Annotated in this window: 14 protein-coding genes; 7 read left to right on the top strand and 7 right to left on the bottom strand. The window is 66.6% G+C overall.

The window, feature by feature from the left end:
- Window positions 1-4: 4 nt before the first annotated feature.
- The 4 genes from ACTJJX_RS13760 (at window position 5) to ACTJJX_RS13745 (ending at window position 3,677) form a co-directional block, all read left to right on the top strand.
- Window positions 5-949 carry an AEC family transporter gene (locus ACTJJX_RS13760; RefSeq protein WP_003096914.1) on the top strand — a complete coding sequence of 315 codons (945 nt, stop codon included), beginning with the start codon at window positions 5-7 and terminating at the stop codon, window positions 947-949.
- Entirely contained in the window at window positions 946-1,308 is a 363-nt protein-coding gene (locus ACTJJX_RS13755; protein WP_003102543.1) for a DUF2388 domain-containing protein, read from the top strand. The genes ACTJJX_RS13760 and ACTJJX_RS13755 overlap by 4 nt, the downstream gene beginning before the upstream one ends.
- Window positions 1,309-1,587: 279 nt before the next feature.
- Window positions 1,588-2,892, top strand: a complete 1,305-nt coding sequence (locus ACTJJX_RS13750; RefSeq protein WP_003096918.1) for a CitMHS family transporter — start codon at window positions 1,588-1,590, stop codon at window positions 2,890-2,892.
- A gap of 20 nt (window positions 2,893-2,912) precedes the next feature.
- Window positions 2,913-3,677, top strand: coding sequence for a TerC family protein (locus tag ACTJJX_RS13745; RefSeq protein WP_003096920.1), 765 nt, complete (start codon window positions 2,913-2,915; stop codon window positions 3,675-3,677).
- A 5-nt stretch (window positions 3,678-3,682) separates the two neighbouring features.
- On the opposite strand, the gene prfH is transcribed toward ACTJJX_RS13745, so the two are convergent.
- From prfH to ACTJJX_RS13730, 3 genes are all read right to left on the bottom strand, one after another.
- A complete protein-coding gene (prfH, locus tag ACTJJX_RS13740; RefSeq protein ID WP_016852284.1) occupies window positions 3,683-4,297 on the bottom strand; it encodes a peptide chain release factor H in 615 nt (204 codons plus the stop codon).
- Window positions 4,294-5,433, bottom strand: coding sequence for an RNA ligase RtcB family protein (locus ACTJJX_RS13735; protein WP_003121369.1), 1,140 nt, complete (start codon window positions 5,431-5,433; stop codon window positions 4,294-4,296). Before ACTJJX_RS13735 ends, prfH begins: the two co-directional genes overlap by 4 nt.
- Window positions 5,434-5,800: 367 nt before the next feature.
- A complete protein-coding gene (locus ACTJJX_RS13730) occupies window positions 5,801-6,601 on the bottom strand; it encodes a substrate-binding periplasmic protein (protein ID WP_003121370.1) in 801 nt (266 codons plus the stop codon).
- A gap of 353 nt (window positions 6,602-6,954) precedes the next feature.
- Between ACTJJX_RS13730 and ACTJJX_RS13725 the strand changes: the two genes are divergently transcribed.
- Both ACTJJX_RS13725 and ACTJJX_RS13720 read left to right on the top strand, forming a co-directional pair.
- Window positions 6,955-8,703 carry a Na/Pi cotransporter family protein gene (locus ACTJJX_RS13725; RefSeq protein WP_003096931.1) on the top strand — a complete coding sequence of 583 codons (1,749 nt, stop codon included), beginning with the start codon at window positions 6,955-6,957 and terminating at the stop codon, window positions 8,701-8,703.
- A 68-nt stretch (window positions 8,704-8,771) separates the two neighbouring features.
- Window positions 8,772-10,145, top strand: coding sequence for a M16 family metallopeptidase (locus tag ACTJJX_RS13720; protein WP_003121371.1), 1,374 nt, complete (start codon window positions 8,772-8,774; stop codon window positions 10,143-10,145).
- A 5-nt stretch (window positions 10,146-10,150) separates the two neighbouring features.
- Here the strand turns inward: ACTJJX_RS13720 and ACTJJX_RS13715 are convergent, their stop codons facing one another.
- Window positions 10,151-10,711 (bottom strand): GNAT family N-acetyltransferase, encoded by a 561-nt coding sequence (locus tag ACTJJX_RS13715; RefSeq protein ID WP_003096934.1) that lies wholly within the window; start codon window positions 10,709-10,711, stop codon window positions 10,151-10,153.
- 142 nt (window positions 10,712-10,853) lie between these two features.
- Complete coding sequence (locus tag ACTJJX_RS13710; protein ID WP_003096941.1) at window positions 10,854-12,143, bottom strand: MFS transporter; 1,290 nt, start codon at window positions 12,141-12,143, stop codon at window positions 10,854-10,856.
- Window positions 12,144-12,516: 373 nt separating this feature from the next.
- On the opposite strand from ACTJJX_RS13710, the gene ACTJJX_RS13705 reads away from it, so the two are divergent.
- Complete coding sequence (locus ACTJJX_RS13705) at window positions 12,517-13,557, top strand: DUF5924 family protein (RefSeq protein WP_016852286.1); 1,041 nt, start codon at window positions 12,517-12,519, stop codon at window positions 13,555-13,557.
- 18 nt (window positions 13,558-13,575) lie between these two features.
- Here the strand turns inward: ACTJJX_RS13705 and ACTJJX_RS13700 are convergent, their stop codons facing one another.
- Window positions 13,576-14,805 carry a nucleoside recognition domain-containing protein gene (locus ACTJJX_RS13700; protein WP_003096953.1) on the bottom strand — a complete coding sequence of 410 codons (1,230 nt, stop codon included), beginning with the start codon at window positions 14,803-14,805 and terminating at the stop codon, window positions 13,576-13,578.
- 104 nt (window positions 14,806-14,909) lie between these two features.
- Complete coding sequence (gltP, locus tag ACTJJX_RS13695) at window positions 14,910-16,244, bottom strand: glutamate/aspartate:proton symporter GltP (RefSeq protein WP_003096956.1); 1,335 nt, start codon at window positions 16,242-16,244, stop codon at window positions 14,910-14,912.
- Window positions 16,245-16,784: the final 540 nt, after the last annotated feature.

The following is a 16,784-nucleotide window of genomic DNA, read 5'->3' as shown; positions in this document are numbered from 1 at the left end:
CAAGATGAGCGGATTCCACTATCCGGGGGTGCCCGTGACCGCTCTGCTCTACTCCCTCTGGCCGCTGTTCGCCCTCATCGTCGGCGGTTACGCCCTGCGCCGCTGGGACTTTCCCGGCGAAGCCTTCTGGCCTGCCGCAGAACGCCTGAACTACTTCATCCTGTTTCCCGCGCTGCTGTTCAGCAACCTGGCGACCGCGCCGCTGGACGACCCCGGCCTGGCCCGCCAGGCCCTGGCCGTACTGCTCGGGCTCGGCGTCGCCTGGCTCGCCCTGCTGCTCTGCAAGCGCTGGCGCGGCTGGGACGCCGGGCGCTTCGGCGCCATCGCCCAGGGCGTATTGCGCTTCAACACCTATCTCGGCCTGGCCGCGGTCGGCAGCCTGTACGGCAAGCCGGGCCTGACCCTGGCCGCGCTGATGCTGGCGCTGATGGTGCCGACGGTGAACGTGATGTCGGTCTGGGCGCTGACCGCCGAGCGCGGCATCAGCCTGCGCGCGCTGCTGCTGCCGATCCTGAAGAACCCGCTGATCCTCGCCTGCCTCGCCGGCGCACTGGTCAACCTGGCCGGCGTCGGCCTGCCCGGCGGCAGCGATCGCCTGCTCAACCTGCTGGCGGTGGCCAGCCTGCCGCTGGGCCTGCTGTGCGTCGGCGCGGCGCTGAAACCCCAGGAACTCGGCGGCGAAGTCGCGGCCCTTGGCTGGAACTGCGCGGCGCGGCTGCTGGCGATGCCCCTGCTGGCCTTCGCCATCGCTCGCGGGCTGGGCCTGCCGAGCATGGAAAGCGCCGTGCTGGTACTGTTCTTCGCCCTGCCGACGGCGCCCACCGCCTATGTGCTGACCCGCCAACTGGGCGGCGACGGCCACCTGATGGCGGGCATCATTACCTTGCAAACGCTGCTTTCCGGCGCCACTCTGGTCGGCGTACTCCTCGTGCTGCAAGGAAGCCCATGACGACAGGACGCGTCGCCGCCGCCCTCACGGCGCTCTGCCTGCTCTGCCAACCGGCCTTCGGTTTCATCAAGGTGTTTCCCGAATTCGACGACGAACCCGGCGCCGCCACCTTCTTCTGGGCGGCCGTCACCACCGTCGGCCCGTTCATCGGCAGCACCGTCAGCGCACAGGAGTCCAGCGCTGACGAGGGCGACAAGCTCGTCCAGGCGCGGGACGACGCCGCCAGCTTCGTCGCCAGCGACGGTGCGATCCGTGGCGCGTACCTCCAGGCAGCCTTGCAGGTCCTGCGCCAAGCCCCGGAATACGCCGGGTACAGCGACCTGCAACTGGCCGCGGCGCTCCTCGCGCGGCAGCCCTGATCGACCATATATCCGAAATTACCCGCACGTTTCCCGCCGTTATCCAGCGAAAGCTGCCTGAAAGCTTCCCGCCGTAGCATCCGCCCACCACCGGCAGAAGACCGGACACGACGGCGCGCCCACGAGACGCCCGCTTACCCGTACAAAAACAACAATGGTGATTGCCATGCCCCGTTCCGCACACGCCTACAGCCGCACTCCGTCCGCGCGACGCCACCCGCCCGCCGCCTGCTGACCGCACGCCGCACGCCCGTCCGCCGTCTTCCCCGGAGTGAACCCCTGCTGACCCTGCTCGCCTTCGCCATGGTGGCGACCTTCATGTTCCTGATCATGACCAAGCGCCTGTCCGCGCTGATCGCGCTGATCCTGGTCCCGATCGCCTTCGCCCTGATCGGCGGTTTCGCCGCCGGCCTCGGCCCGATGATGCTCGACGGCATCCGCACCCTGGCGCCGACCGGCGTGATGCTGATGTTCGCGATCCTCTACTTCGCCATCATGATCGACTCCGGGCTGTTCGACCCGGCGGTGCGCAAGATCCTCCGGCTGGTCAAGGGCGACCCGCTGAAGGTCTCGCTGGGCACCGCGGCGCTGGCGATGATCGTCTCCCTCGACGGCGACGGCTCGACCACCTACATGATCTGCGTGGCCGCCGTACTGCCGTTGTACAGCCGCCTGGGCATGAGCCCGCTGGTGATGGCCTGCCTGATCATGCTCTCCAGCGGCGTGCTCAACATGACCCCCTGGGGTGGCCCCACCGCCCGCGCGGCGAGTGCCCTGCACGTCGACCCGGCGGATATCTTCGTGCCGATGATCCCGGCGATGATCGCCGGGCTGCTGGCGATCTTCGCCATCGCCTGGATCTACGGCAAGCGCGAGCGCGCCCGCCTCGGCGAGCTGCACCTGCCCACCGACCATGAGGACCTGGCGGAGATCAGCGTGTCGCAGTATCCGGAGGCGCGCCGGCCCAAGCTGCTGTGGTTCAACGCTATTCTCACCGTGGTCCTGATGGCGACCCTGATCGCCGGCCTGCTGCCGATGCCGGTGCTGTTCATGATCGCCTTCGGCATCGCCATGATCGTCAACTACCCGTGCATCCAGGAGCAGAAGAAGCGCATCGGCGCACACGCCGAGAACATTCTCGCAGTGGTCTCGCTGATCTTCGCCGCCGGGGTGTTCACCGGCATCCTCTCCGGCACCGGGATGGTCGACGCCATGTCCAAGAGCCTGCTGGCGGTGATCCCGCCGGCGCTGGGCCCATACCTGGCGACCATCACCGCGCTGGTGAGCATGCCGTTCACCTTCTTCATGTCCAACGACGCCTTCTACTACGGCGTCCTGCCGATCCTCACCCAGGCCGCCGCCGAATACGGCATCACCCCGGTGGAAATGGCCCGCGCCTCGATCGTCGGCCAGCCGGTGCACCTGCTCAGCCCGCTGGTGCCCTCCACCTACCTGCTGGTGGGGCTGGCCAAGATCGACTTCGGCGACCACCAGCGCTTCACCCTGAAATGGGCCGTGCTGGTGTGCCTGGCAATCCTCGCCATGGCCCTGCTGCTGGGCCTGTTCCCCCTGTTCAGTAACTGACCGAGACGAGTGACCGCTTCATGGAATGGCTGACCAGCCCGGAAATCTGGATTGCGTTCTTCACCCTGACCGCCCTGGAGATCGTCCTCGGCATCGACAACATCATCATGATCTCGATCCTGGTCGGGCGCATGCCGAAGCACCTGCAGCCACGCACCCGCTTCTTCGGCCTGGCCCTGGCGATGGTGACGCGGATCCTGCTGTTGCTGTCGATCACCTGGGTCATGCGCCTGACCGCCGACCTCTTCCACCTGTTCGGCCAGGGCATCTCCGGACGCGACCTGATCCTGTTCTTCGGCGGCCTGTTCCTGCTCTGGAAAAGCAGCTCGGAGATCTACCAGGGCCTGGAAGGCGAGGAAGAAAGCGGCGATGAACCGAAGGGGTCGGCGGGCGGCTTCATCGGCACCATCATCCAGATCGCGATCATCGACATCGTCTTTTCCCTGGACTCGGTGATCACCGCCGTCGGCATGGTCTCCCACGTGCCGGTGATGGTCGCGGCGATCATCGTCGCGGTACTGGTGATGATGCTCTGCGCCGGCGCCATCAGCGACTTCATCGACAAGCACCCGTCGCTGAAGATGCTCGCCCTGTCGTTCCTCATCGTGGTCGGCACGGTGCTGATCGCCGAAGCCTTCGAAGTCCATGTGCCGAAGGGCTACGTCTACTTCGCCATGGCCTTCTCCCTGGCCGTGGAGGCGCTGAACATCCGCATGCGCGGCGCTGCCGCGCGCAAGCGGGGCGAAGAGCCAGTGAAGCTGCGCAAGGAAGTGCTCGGCGACTGAGCCGCTCAGGCCGGCTCGAAACGCTCGCCGCGGAATACCCGGCGAGCCGCGCCGCGACTGATCCGACCGTGGGCCCGGCGGCGCTCCGCGCGCAGCGCGTCGGCCGCGCTGCTCGCCTGGTCCGCGAGGCGCCGGGCGATCAGCAGGATCGCCAGGCGTTTGTTGGCGTGCTGGCTACGCTGGCTCTGCACCCTGACGCTGATGCCGCTGGCCAGGTGGGTGGCGCGCACCGCCGAGTCGCTGGTGTTGACATGCTGGCCGCCGGGGCCGGAAGAGCGCAGGGTCTCGAAACGGATCTCGCCCTCCAGACTGGCCGGCGGCGCGGCGAAGCGCTCCGCGCCGATGAACCAGTTCTTGCGCGCATGCCTTGCCCGGTAGGGGCTGGGGCAGATCCACTGGATACCGCCGCACCAGCGCTCGGCGAGCGCTTCGGCGGCAGTGCCGCGCAGCCCCAGGAGCAGCGAACGCCAGGTGCGCGGACGCTCGCCGGCCACCTCCTCGATTACCTCGACCTCGACGCCGGCTTGCGCCGCCTCGAGGCACAGCCGCTCGAACGCCTTCGCCACCGCCAGGCAGCATTCCGCCGGCCCCTGGGCCGCGGAGAGTTGCAGCAGGATCATCGGCAGCACTCCCCACGGGTCTTGTAGGTCAGCACCGGCTTCAGGCGGGCGACCAGGCGCAGCAGGCCGGCTTCGAGCAGCGCGCCGACCACCGAGTCGATACCCTTGTAGGCTTCCGGCGCTTCCTCGTAGATCAGTTGGCGGTCGCCACAGATCACCCTGCTGCCAAGGCGCGTACGGCCCAACTGGTCGACGCTGAAGCGCGCCGCCAGACGCTCCCGACACTCGCCGCGCTGCCATTTGCGACCGGCGCCGTGGGCCAGGGAGAACAGGCTCTGCGCGCTCGGCACAGGCTCCACCAGGTAGCTGTAGTCGCCGCGCGAGCCGGGGATCACCAGCACGCCCTGGTCGGCCGGGGTGGCGCCCTTGCGGTGCAGCCAGCCGTCGACGCCATCGACCTGTGCCGGCGCCACCAGGTTGTGGTTGATGTCGAGCAGTTCCAGGCCGTCGCAGCGCAAGCGTTCGAGAATGCGCCGGGCGATGAGCTGGCGGTTACCCTCGGCGAAGCGCAGCGCATCGGCGTGGCGCGCCAGGTAGGCGGAAGCTTCCAGGCTGCCGTCGAGCAGGCCGGCGTGGCCATGCAGGCTGACCTGCTCTTGCAGGATCGCCTGGCCGAGACCGCGCGAGCCACTGTGCACCAGCAGTTGCAGGCGGCCGGCATCGAGGCCGAGGGCGTGCAGGGCGGCCTGGTCGAACACGGTCTCGACCTGCTGTAGCTCGGCGAAGTGGTTGCCGCCACCGATCGTGCCGAGCGCGCGCCAGTGCTCGCGGGCCGGTAGATCCAGGGCTTCGATGCAGTCGCTCCAGGTCTCGTCCAGCGGCAGGTCGAGATTGCCCAGGCGCTTTTCCAGTTTGTCCGCCGACAGCTTGCCGGGGGCCAGGCCGGTTTCCCACAGGGCCATGCCACAGCCGATGTCGTTGCCGACCAGCGCCGGATAGAAGCGACCGACGGAGAAGAACGCCGCGCCGACCGGATAGCCGCGGCCGGGATGCAGGTCCGGGAGACCGACGACGCGGCACATGCCGTCCAGTTCGGCGGTGGTTTGCAGTTGCTGGATCGCCTTGCCTTCGATCCAGGTGCTGTCCGAGGCGATCAGTGCGACGCCCGCGGACAAAGGCTTGATGTAGTTGCCCATAATCCAATCCATGTGATTGAAACGGTAGATCCGGGGGGCAGACCGAAGCCGAGCGGGCACTCGCGGAAGGGCGAAGGGCGTCTAACGGAGAAGTGAAAACCTGGGGAGCGGTGACCGCGGCAGCCGATGACCTCTCGCCGGAAGCTTGCGCGGACGCAAGGGCGGGAATCGTTCAGCGGTGCAGGGGGTCGAGCGGTAGGTTTCGGTGGCCGTTAGGCCAGGCGCAGCCTGCAAAGGGTAGAGAACTGAATCATCGATGTAACCTCCTTTGCGGTGCGTAAGTGGGGGAAATGAAGGGCGAATCCTAGGCGTTTCATTCCCACCGCGCAAGCCCCGGAAAGGCTTCGCGATGGAAATGAGCGGCGCATCACTGCGCCGAAAGAGCCTGCACGGCGCCGGGCACCTCGCTGTTCCAGCGCTGGTAGAGCGCCCGCAGCTCGCCGGACGCCGCCATCTGCCGTACCCGCGCGTCGTAGACCTCGCGCAGGAGCCGGCCGCTGGCGCTGTCGGCGAAGGTCATGAAGGACTCCTTGCCGGGCGGCAGTTGCGCGATCGGGTAGGCGTCGGCCGGCAGATGCGCTTCGCTGCGCTGCTTTTCCAGTTCGTCCGGCTCGTCGAGGAAGAAATCCAGCTCGCCGTTCTGGACCTGCTCGGTGCAACGCTCGGGGCGGACGCACTCGACCAGGGTGAAGTCGCGCTGCTCCGCGGGGATCAGGTTGTAGCTGTGGCGCCAGCCGACGCGCTTGCCGGTGAGGCTGGCGCGGCCGGAAAAGGGCGTCTTCGCCGCATGCATCACGCCGTGGTACTCGATGTCGATCGGCAACTGGGCGTACAGCTTGCCCTCAACGCCGGGGATCTCGCCCGGCACGCCATCGACCATGGAGCCCGCGGTCATCAGCTTGTTGGCGCGGTTCCAGGGCATGTTGATGAATTTCACGTCGAGCCCGTAGGGCGCATAGACCTGCTTCAGCAGGTCCCAGTACAGACCGCTGCCGTCGGCGTTGGTATAGCCTTCCCAGGCCGGCGCGGCGAAGGTCGCCTTGCGGATGTGCGCCTGCTCCAGGCTATCGCCCAGCGCATCGGCCTGAACCACCGGCGCTCCCCCTACCCCGAGCGCCAACACCGCTGCCGAGAGGCAGCCACTGATCCCCGAAAATCGCATCCGCACCACTCCTCTGTATCCCTCTAGACCGGGGCTTTTTAAAAGGTGCAAAGGATACCCTTCCTGTCGGCTAATTCCATGGCCTGTGGCGCAAACGCATGCATCGAACGGAAGGCGAAAAAATCCTCGCCGTTTCGCGGCGCGCACGCTTGAATGAAGGGTAGGCGCCCTGCCGCTCGGGCTGCCGAGACGAACTCCCGCGGGGGGCGCCTGTCCAAATATGACGTTCGTGTTACAACTCGCCTGAACGCTGCCTTTCCATCGTGGCCGTTGGCGCCGTTGTCCGGGCTCCGCGGCGCAACGCACGCGGAACCTGGCGCGAGGTTGGCCATTCGTCGTAGTGCCAGGGGGGCCACGCCATGCTGAAACTGCTCGACCTGCTCTCTGCCGTCGCCCTGCTGGTGTGGGGCACGCATATCGTCCGCACCGGAATCCTCCGGGTCTACGGCGCCGACCTGCGGCGCATCCTCAGTCGCAGCGTGGAAAAACGCCCGCTGGCGTTCGCCGCCGGCATCGGCGTCACCGCCCTGGTGCAAAGCAGCAACGCCACCGCCCTGCTGGCCACCTCCTTCGTCGCCCAGGGCCTGATGGCACTGGCGCCGGCCCTGGCGATCATGCTCGGCGCCGATGTCGGCACCGCGCTGATGGCGCGGGTGCTGACCCTCGACCTGTCGTGGCTTTCGCCATTGCTGATCTTCTTCGGCGTGATTTTCTTCCTCAGCCGCAAACAGACCCGCCTCGGCCAGCTCGGCCGGGTATTCATCGGCCTCGGCCTGATCATCCTGGCGCTCCAGCTGATCGTCGCCGCCGCCGAGCCGATGACCCAAGCCAAGGGCGTCAAGGTACTGTTCTCCAGCCTGACCGGCGACATCATGCTCGACGCGCTGACCGGCGCGTTGTTCGCCATGATTTCCTATTCCAGCCTGGCCGCCGTGCTGCTTACCGCGACCCTCGCCGCGTCCAAGGTGATCTCGCTGAAAGTCGCGCTGTGCCTGGTGGTCGGCGCCAACCTCGGCAGCGGCATCCTGGCCATGCTCAGCGCCACCGCGCAAAACGCCGCCGGTCGCCGGGTGGCCCTCGGCAGCCTGTTGTTCAAGGTCGCCGGCTGCCTGCTGGTGCTGCCCCTGGTGGGGCCGCTGGCGGACTGGATGGATCACTGGCAGTTCAGCACAGCCGAACTGGTGATCGCCTTCCACGTGCTCTACAACGCCGCACGCTGCCTCGCCTGCCTGCCGCTGACCAACGCCATGGCCAGCTTCTGCACCCGTGTGATGCCCGACCGTGCCCTTCCCGACGACGTCGCCCGGCCGCGCCATCTCGACCCCGCCGCCCTCGACACGCCGAGCCTGGCGCTGGCCAACGCGGTGCGCGAGACCCTGCGCATGGGCGACACCGTCGAGCAGATGCTGAACAATCTGATGCAGATCATCCGCGGCGGCGATCCGCTGCTCGGCAAGGACATCCGCAAGCTCGACGACGACGTCGACGCCCTCTACACCGCGATCAAGCTGTATCTGGCAAGGATGCCGCGCGAGGACCTGTCCGAACGCGACAGCCGGCGCTGGGCGGAGATCATCGAGCTGGCGATCAACCTGGAGCAGGCCGGCGACATCATCGAGCACATGCTCGCCGCCGTGCAGGACAAGAAGACCTCGCGCAGCCGCTCGTTCTCCGACACCGGCCTGGAAGAGATCGGCACCTTGTACCAGCAGTTGGTCTCCAACCTGCGCCTGGGTCTCTCGGTGTTCCTCAACGGCGACCTCGACAGCGCCAAGCGCCTGCGCCGGGCCAAGCAGCGCTTCCGTCTGCAGGAACGGCGCTACGCCCATGCCCATGTCGACCGCCTGCACCAGCAGGTGGTACAGAGCATCGAGACCAGCTCGCTGCACCTGGACCTGATCAGCGACATGAAGCGTCTCAACTCGCTGTTCTGCGCCATCGCCTACGCCGTGCTGGACAATCCAGACGCGCCGAGCAGCGCGGCCGACGAGGGCACTCGGCGGGACGAGGACGACTGGGCCGACGAAGTCGACGACATGACCTCGGCGCCGCTGGCCGAGCCAGCGCTCGCCGAGGAGCGAGCGGAAACGCGCCGTTCGCGACATTAGCCGTTCTGCGGGTAGGTTCGTCATGAAGCATCCGCTATTCTCGGTATTTTCAGTTCCAGGCTCGGCCCATGCGTTCGTTGTCCACCCTGCTGCTGTTCTGCCTGCTCTGCCCCTGGTCGTACGCCGACCAGCGCAGCGAGGTCGAAGCCTTCCAGCTGGAAAACGGCATGGGCGTGCTGCTCAAGCCCACCGAGCAGCACCGACACGTCTCGATCCGGCTGGTGGTGGGGGTCGGTTTCGCCGACTTCTCGTGCCGTGAAAAGCAGCTGCCACACCTGCTCGAGCACCTGTTCTTCAGCGGCCTGGACGGCGGCGACGAGGCCGACCTGGAAGCCCGCATGCAGGCCCTCGGCGGACAATGGAACGCCTACACCAGCGAAGGCGACACCACCTTCGTCATCGAGGCACCTGCCGCCACCCAGCGGCAGGTCCTAGACCTGCTGCTGGACACCATCACCCGCACCGAACTGGACGAGCCGCGCATCGCCGCCGCCAAGCGAGTGATCGAGCGCGAAGGCGGCGGCCATTACTCGCACCTGCAGCGCTGGCTCGACCGCGAGAACCTGGGCCGTGGCGCCATGGACCAACTGGCGGTGGAACTGGGCCTGGCCTGCTCCCAGCGCGCGCCGCTGGCGCCGCTTGGCGCGGAGCAGCTGGAGCGGCTGCGCAGCGACTGGTACGTACCGGGCAACATGACCCTGATCCTGGTCGGTGACCTCGATCCGCGCCTGCCGGCCTATCTGACCCGGACCTTCGGCACCCTGGAAGACCACGAGCTCCCCGAGCGCCGCGAGCTGCCGGCGGCCAACGGGCATGCCGAGGCCAGGCGCACCCTGATCACCCGGCCATTCGGCGAGGGTGCGATGCTGCACTGGATCTATCCGGAGCCGGACGACGCCGACCCGGACGCCATGGTCCTGCTCCAGGCCTATATGAACGACGCGCTGTACGCCGACCTGCGTGTGCGTCGCGGACTCACCTACGGGCCATCGACCGATCGCCAGGTGTTCGCCAACCAGGGCTTCTTCAGCCTCGACGCGGATGTCGAGCGCAGCGACCTACCCGCCACCGAGGCCGCCCTGCGCGAGTTGCTCGGCGGCATCCGCCAGCATGGCCTGGACCCGGGGCGTTTCAAGCGGGTGCAATTCGCCGAGCGCGCCAGGCTGGCCTGGAGCACCCAGGGCAACGCGGCGCTGGCGGACTATTACTGGGGCTCGCTGGCCGACTACGAGGACGGCCATTTCCCCAATGAGGAGCGCCGCCTGGCGAAGGTCAGCCTGCAACAGGCGAACGCGCTGGCGAAGCGGCTGTTCGACGGCGAAGGCTACCTGCGCATCGAAAAGCCGCTATTCGACGACGACATGCTCTACCCATTGCTGCTCGCCGCCGGTCTCCTGGCCAGCGGCCTGCTCTGGTTCGGCCTGCGCCGCCGGCGCGCCTGACCGGGCTACAGGGCCAGGCGGTGGATGACCTGGGTCGAGTCGTCCGGGTCGCGCTGGCCGACGAAGCCCAGTGCGCAACAAAGGTCGCGCATCGCCCGGTTGGCCGCCGAGTCCACCGAATACATCTGGCGGAAGCCGTTGCGCCGCGCCACGTCGATCAGATGGCGCATCAGCACGGCGTCGAGGCCCAGACCCTGGTAGTCGTCGGCGATGGTTACCGCGCATTCGCACTGCCCTTCCTCGCAGCAGGCGGCGTAGCGGCTGATCCCGACCTCGCGCAGCTCACCGTCCTCGTGCACCAGGGCAACGAAGGCCATGCTCTGCTGGTAGTCGATGTCCATCAGTTGATCGAGCAGCGCCGGGCTGGCTTCCTTGATCTCGCCGAGGAAGCGGAAGTGGCGGGTCGCCGGGGACAGCCGGTTGATGAACTGGCGTTCGCGCTCCCGGTCCTCCTCGCGCAGGGGACGGATCAGCACGTGGCGGCCATCGTCGAGGGACTCGACCCAATGGTCGCCCTCTACCGCCGCGAACGCGGAAGACCGGCTGGCATTTTGTACATTGGACATGATGCGATCTCCAGGAAGGGAAGGAAGTCGGTACAACCACTTCCTTCCTGTCTACGCGGTTTGGCGCAGCTCCGGTTGATCGACATCAACGCCGCCGCCGCAGCCCCGGCGGGAGCCGACGCACGGCATGCGGCGAAACGCCTCAGGCGTTGGCCAGCTCGGCCTCGGCGATCTCCTTGCCGCGCCGGCGGAACAGCACCAGGGTGGCGAGCAGCCCCAGCAGCGCCGCGCCACTGAGCCAGATGCCCGGGGCCGCGCGGTTGTCCAGGGTGTGGATCAGCCAGGTGCAGACCGCCGGGGTGAAACCACCGAAGGTCGCCGTAGCCAGGCTGTAGGCGAGGGAGAAACCGGTAGTGCGCACGTCCGCCGGCATCACCTCGGTCAACGCCACCACCATCGCGCCGTTGTAGCTGCTGTAGAGGAACGACAGCCACAACTCGACGCCGAGCAGGCCGGCGAAACTCGGCTCGCGGACCAGCCAGGACAGCGCCGGGTAGGCGGTCAGCAGTGCCAGCGCGGAGGCACCCAGCAACAATGGCTTGCGCCCGATGCGGTCGGAGAACGCGCCCATCACCGGCAGCCAGATGAAGTTGGACAGGCCGATGCACATGGTCACCAGCAGGCTGTCGAGGTCCGACAGTTGCAGTTCGTTCTTGCCGAAGGTCGGCGTGTAGGCGGTGATCAGGTAGAACGATACGGTGGTCATCACCACCATCGCGGTACCGGCCAGCACTACGCCGAAGTTCTGCCCGATGGAGCGCAGCACCTGCGACAGCGACGGTCGGTGGGTGCGCGCCTCGAACTCCGGCGTTTCCTCCAGCGAGCGACGGATGACGAACAGCGCCGGAACGATCAGGCAGCCGATGAAGAACGGCACGCGCCAGCCCCATTCGCCCATGTCCTGCGGGCTCAGCCACTGGTTGAGGAGCACGCCGAGCAGGCCGGCGAAGACCACCGCGACCTGCTGGCTGGCCGACTGCCAACTGACGAAGAAGCCTTTGCGTCCTGGCGTGGCGATCTCCGACAGGTAGACCGAAACCCCTCCCAGCTCGACGCCGGCGGAAAAACCCTGCAGGAGCCGGCCGAACAGCACCAGCAACGGCGCCGCCACGCCCAGCGTGGCATAGCCGGGAACGAAGGCGATCAGCAGGGTCCCCATGGCCATCAGGCCGAGGGTGATGATCAGGCCCTGGCGGCGGCCGTGGCGATCGATGTAGGCGCCCAGGAACACCGCACCCAGCGGCCGCATCAGGAAGCCGGCGCCAAAGGTGGCGAGGGACAGCATCAGGGAGGCGAACGGGTTGTCGCCGGGGAAGAAGGTCTTGGCGATGGCGGTGGCGTAGAAGCCATACACCATGAAGTCGTACATCTCGAGGAAGTTGCCACTGACCACACGGAAAATGGCGACACCTTTGGATTTATTAGAGGCCATGGGACACACACTCAGGCAGACACGGGGAAGCGGTCCATGGCGGCGTCGATGGCCACGCAGGCGGGTACGTCATCCATCGACCGAGTTGTAACCATATGTGTAAAAACTCCTGTCGAACAATCTAAAATTGCCCGAAAGGTGCGAATTGAAGGGGTTTGAAAGGCTGTCGAAAGCTTCGCGACCATCGGTCGGGAAAGCGACGCCTTTTTCCCTGGTCGACCTCCAGAAAGGAGAGCGGAGCCTCTGTCGGGCGAAGGAAACATTCGCCACGCGGCAGCTGTCCTTCGTTCATACCCAGGAAACCCGGCCGGGGTTATGCTGCGCGCCCCGGCCGGCTGGCCGAGCAGCTCCGATCGAGAACCCGCTGGTCCCCATGCCCAACCAACAACGCCCCGTCCTCAAGGCCCGCCTGGAGCAACTGATCTCCCTGGTCGGCGGCCTGATGGCCCGCTATCCGCGCACCATCGCCCTGTTCGGCTTCTGTTCGGGCGTGTTCAGTTTCATCATGGTCGACCGGCAGAAGGGCTTCGCCCAGGTGCTGGCGATCATCATGCTGGTCAGTTGGGTCTGGTTGATCCTCGAGAACCTCCTGCGGGAGACCTTCGCCCGCCGCTTCGGCTGGGAGATCCCGGCGCCGCTGCTGCGCTACGCGACCCAACTGATCCACCAGGAAAGCCTGTTCTTCGTCCTCCCGTTCTTTCTCATCACCACCACCTGGAACAGCGGCCAGGCGCTGTTCACAGGGACGCTGGCCGCCGCGGCACTGATCTCCATCACCGATCCGCTCTACTATCGCTGGCTGTCCAGGCGTCGCTGGGTGTTCCTCGCCTACCACACCCTGACCCTGTTCGCGGTGTTGCTGACCTCGCTGCCGATCCTGCTGCACCTGACCACCCCGGAAAGCTACCGGTTGTCGCTGGGCATCGCCGTCGTGCTGTCCTTCCCCAGCCTGCTCGTGACCTTCCCGCTACAGCACTGGTGGCGCGGCTTCCTGCTTCTCGGCCTGACCCTGGCGGTGGGCCTGGCCGGATGGTTCGGCCGCACCTGGGTACCGCCGGCCACCCTGTGGCTGACCGAAGTGGCGGTGAGCAGCCAGTTCGACGACCAGAGCCGCACGCCCGGCGACAGCCTGGAGCAGGTCGGCGCCGCCCAGTTGCGCAGCCAGGGCCTGTTCGCCTATACCGCGATCAACGCGCCGCGCGGCCTCGACGAGCGCATCTATCACGTGTGGATGTTCAACGGGAAGGAGTTCGACCGCATCGCCCTGGATATCCACGGCGGCCGCAAGGAGGGCTACCGGGCCTGGACCCACAAGCAGAACTTCCCCGGCGACCCGGTCGGCCACTGGCAGGTGAAGGTACTCACCGAGGCCGGACAGATGATCGGCACCCTGCGCTTCGACGTCACCCAGTGACGTCGAAGCCTGGCGACCTCAGGCGAAGAACCAGTAGCACACGCCGATGGAGGCGATGACCCCGGCCAGGTCCGCGGTCAGCGCGCAGCCCACCGCGTGGCGCGCGCGCTGCAGGCCGACCGAGCCGAAATAGACGGCGAGCACGTAGAAGGTGGTCTCGGTACTGCCCTGCACGGTGGCGGCGACCAGCGCCGGGAAACTGTCGACGCCGTGGGTCTGCATGGTCTCCAGCAGCATCGCCCGCGCCGCGCTGCCGGAGAACGGCTTGACCAGCGCGGTGGGCAGCGCTTCGACGAAGCGGCTGTCCCAACCCAGCCCCTCGACCGCCCAGCGTATCCCGCCGAGTACCACTTCCAGCGCCCCGGAGGCGCGCAACACGCCAACCGCGCAAAGCATTGCGACCAGGTACGGCAACAGGTTCCTGGCGACGTCGAAACCTTCCTTCGCCCCCTCCACGAAGCTCTCGTAGACCGGCACCTTCTTCAGCGCGCCGACGATCAGGAACAGCACGATCAGGCTGAACAGCGTCAGGTTGCCCAGCAGCGAGGACAGCTGCGCCAGCGCGGTGGCCGAGAGCGTGCCGAGCACCGCCATGAAGCCGGCCAGCAGCAACGCGCCGGGGATCAGGTAGGCCAGCACCACCGGGTCCCACAGGCGCAGGCGCTGCATCAGCGCCACCGACAGCAGGCCGGCCAGGGTCGAGGCGCTGGTGGCCAGGAGGATCGGCAGGAATACCAGGGTCGGATCGGCCGCGCCCTGCTGCGCGCGGTACATGAAGATAGTCACCGGCAGCAGGGTCAGGGACGAGGCGTTGAGCACCAGGAAGAGGATCTGCGCATTGCTCGCGGTGGTGCTGCTGGGATTGAGCTCCTGCAACGCCTTCATCGCCTTCAGGCCGATCGGCGTGGCGGCGTTGTCCAGACCCAGGCCATTGGCGGCGAAGTTCAGGGTGATCAGGCCGATCGCCGGATGCCCCGGCGGCACTTCCGGCATCAGCCGGCGGAACAGCGGACCGAGCAGCACCGCCAGGCGCTCCACCAGCCCGGCCTTCTCGGCGATGCGCAGGAAACCGAGCCAGAGCGTCAGGGTGCCGAACAGCAGGACCATCACCTCGACCGCCAGCTTGGCCATGGCGAACAGGCTCTCCACCATCGCCGCGAACACCGTCGCATCGCCGCCGATCAACCAGCGCGCCAGCGCACTCGCCGCCGCCACCAGGAAAAAACCCAACCACAAGCCGTTCAGCATTCAGAATCCCCCGCGTTGCGCGGATGATAGCGGCGCAGGCGGTGCCGGCGCCAGAAACGCCGAGGCCCCGGACGATGCCGGGGCCTCCTGGGCGGGAAGCCGCCTTATTCGAGGGTGGCCTGCTTGCCCTTGGCTTCGCCGACCGCCTGCCGCAGGTGCGGCAGCGAATCCCAGTAGCGCTGGCCCTTGGCCGCGTCGTACATGCCTTCCCACTTGGAGATGACCAGCACCGCGAGGGCATTGCCGATCACGTTGAGGGCGGTGCGCGCCATGTCCATGATGCGGTCCACGCCGGCGATGAAGGCCAGGCCCTCGAGCGGGATGCCGACGCTGCCCAGGGTGGCGAGCAGCACCACGAAGGATACGCCCGGCACGCCGGCGATACCCTTGGAGGTCACCATCAGGGTCAGCACCAGCATGATCTGCTGGCCGATGGACAGGTCGATGCCGTAGAGCTGCGCGATGAAGATCGCCGCGATGCTCTGGTACAGGGTCGAGCCATCGAGGTTGAAGGAGTAGCCGGTGGGCACCACGAAGCTGCTGATCGCCTTCGGCGCGCCGTAGGCTTCCATTTTCTCGATGATGCGCGGCAGCACGGTTTCCGAGCTGGCGGTGGAATAGGCGAGGACCAGGTCGTCCTTGAAGATGCGGATCAGGCGCATGATCGAGAAGCCGAACATCCGCGCGATCAGGCCCAGCACCACCAGGGCGAAGAAGACGATGGCCACGTAGACCAGGATCACCAACTTGGCCAGCGGCAGCAGCGAGGCGAAGCCGAAGTTGGCGACGGTCACCGCGATCAGGGCGAAGACACCGATAGGGGCGTACTTCATGATCATGTGGGTGACCTTGAACATGGTCTCGGAAACGCCCTGGAACACCTTCACCAGCGGCTCGCGCAGGTCGTTGGGCAGGCTCGACAGGCCGAGGCCGAACATCACCGAGAAGAAGATGATCGGCAGCATCTCGCCACGGGCGATGGCGGCGAAGACGTTGGAGGGAATCAGGTTGAGGATGGTCGCGATGAACGCATGGTCATGCTGCACTTCCTGGGTGGTCTTCTGGTACTGGGAAATGTCCACGGTACCCAGGGTGCTCATGTCGATGCCGGTGCCGGGCTGGAACAGGTTGGCCAGCAGCAGGCCGACGACGATGGCGACGGTGGTGACGATCTCGAAGTAGATGATGGTCTTCAGGCCGATGCGGCCAAGCTTCTTCGCGTCGCCGACGCCGGCGATGCCGACCACCAGCGAGGAAATCACGATCGGCACCACGATCATCTTGATCAGACGGATGAAGATGTCGCCGGCCGGTTGCAGCACGTTGGCGATCCACCAGGCCTTTTCGGCGCTGAAATGGTTGAGCACTGCGCCGACGGCGATACCGAGTGCCAGACCGATCACGATCTGCCAGGCGAGGCTTAGCTTGGCTTTACCCATGTTTCGTCACCCTTAATTCTTGTGGAAGTCGGGAGTCGCTCCAACGGGAGAGTCGCTCCCGACAGGCGAAAGGGCGCAATGATTCATGCGCTCCCCTACCCCGTCTAATGCCGTAAGTGACTGCCCCATGCCGAATCGGCATGAGAAATCACTAATGAAACGTCCGTCCCACAGGAAATTGCCCTTGATTTTCGTACAAGAACAGGGAGCGGAAGGCACTCCGTGCAAGGCCCGGGAGCCTCGTGCCCATCCTGGGAAGTTGAAAGTCGCTCATCATCGCTGCGATGGATGGTCGCAGGACACGCAAGGCCGTCCGGCACGCCATCGCTGGCTGTGGATAAGCGGCATTCTGTGGATAACCGCGCGGTAAAGCCCTTCTGGGAGGGCGCCTCGGAACGCGCGGGCGGTCGATTGTAAAACGACTCCGCCATCCACAGGCATTGATCGATATCAGGGAAGTTCGCGGAGTATCGCTGCGGAAGCCGACGCTCCGCCGGACGGCGGAGCATCGTACCCCTTCTATATATAGAAGCGCGCCGG

It is taken from the genome of Pseudomonas sp. 22490, from assembly GCF_052044465.1.
Lineage (GTDB): Bacteria > Pseudomonadota > Gammaproteobacteria > Pseudomonadales > Pseudomonadaceae > Pseudomonas > Pseudomonas aeruginosa.
Note: the sequence above shows the minus strand (reverse complement) of the source record. Positions and strands in the feature narration are given on the sequence as shown.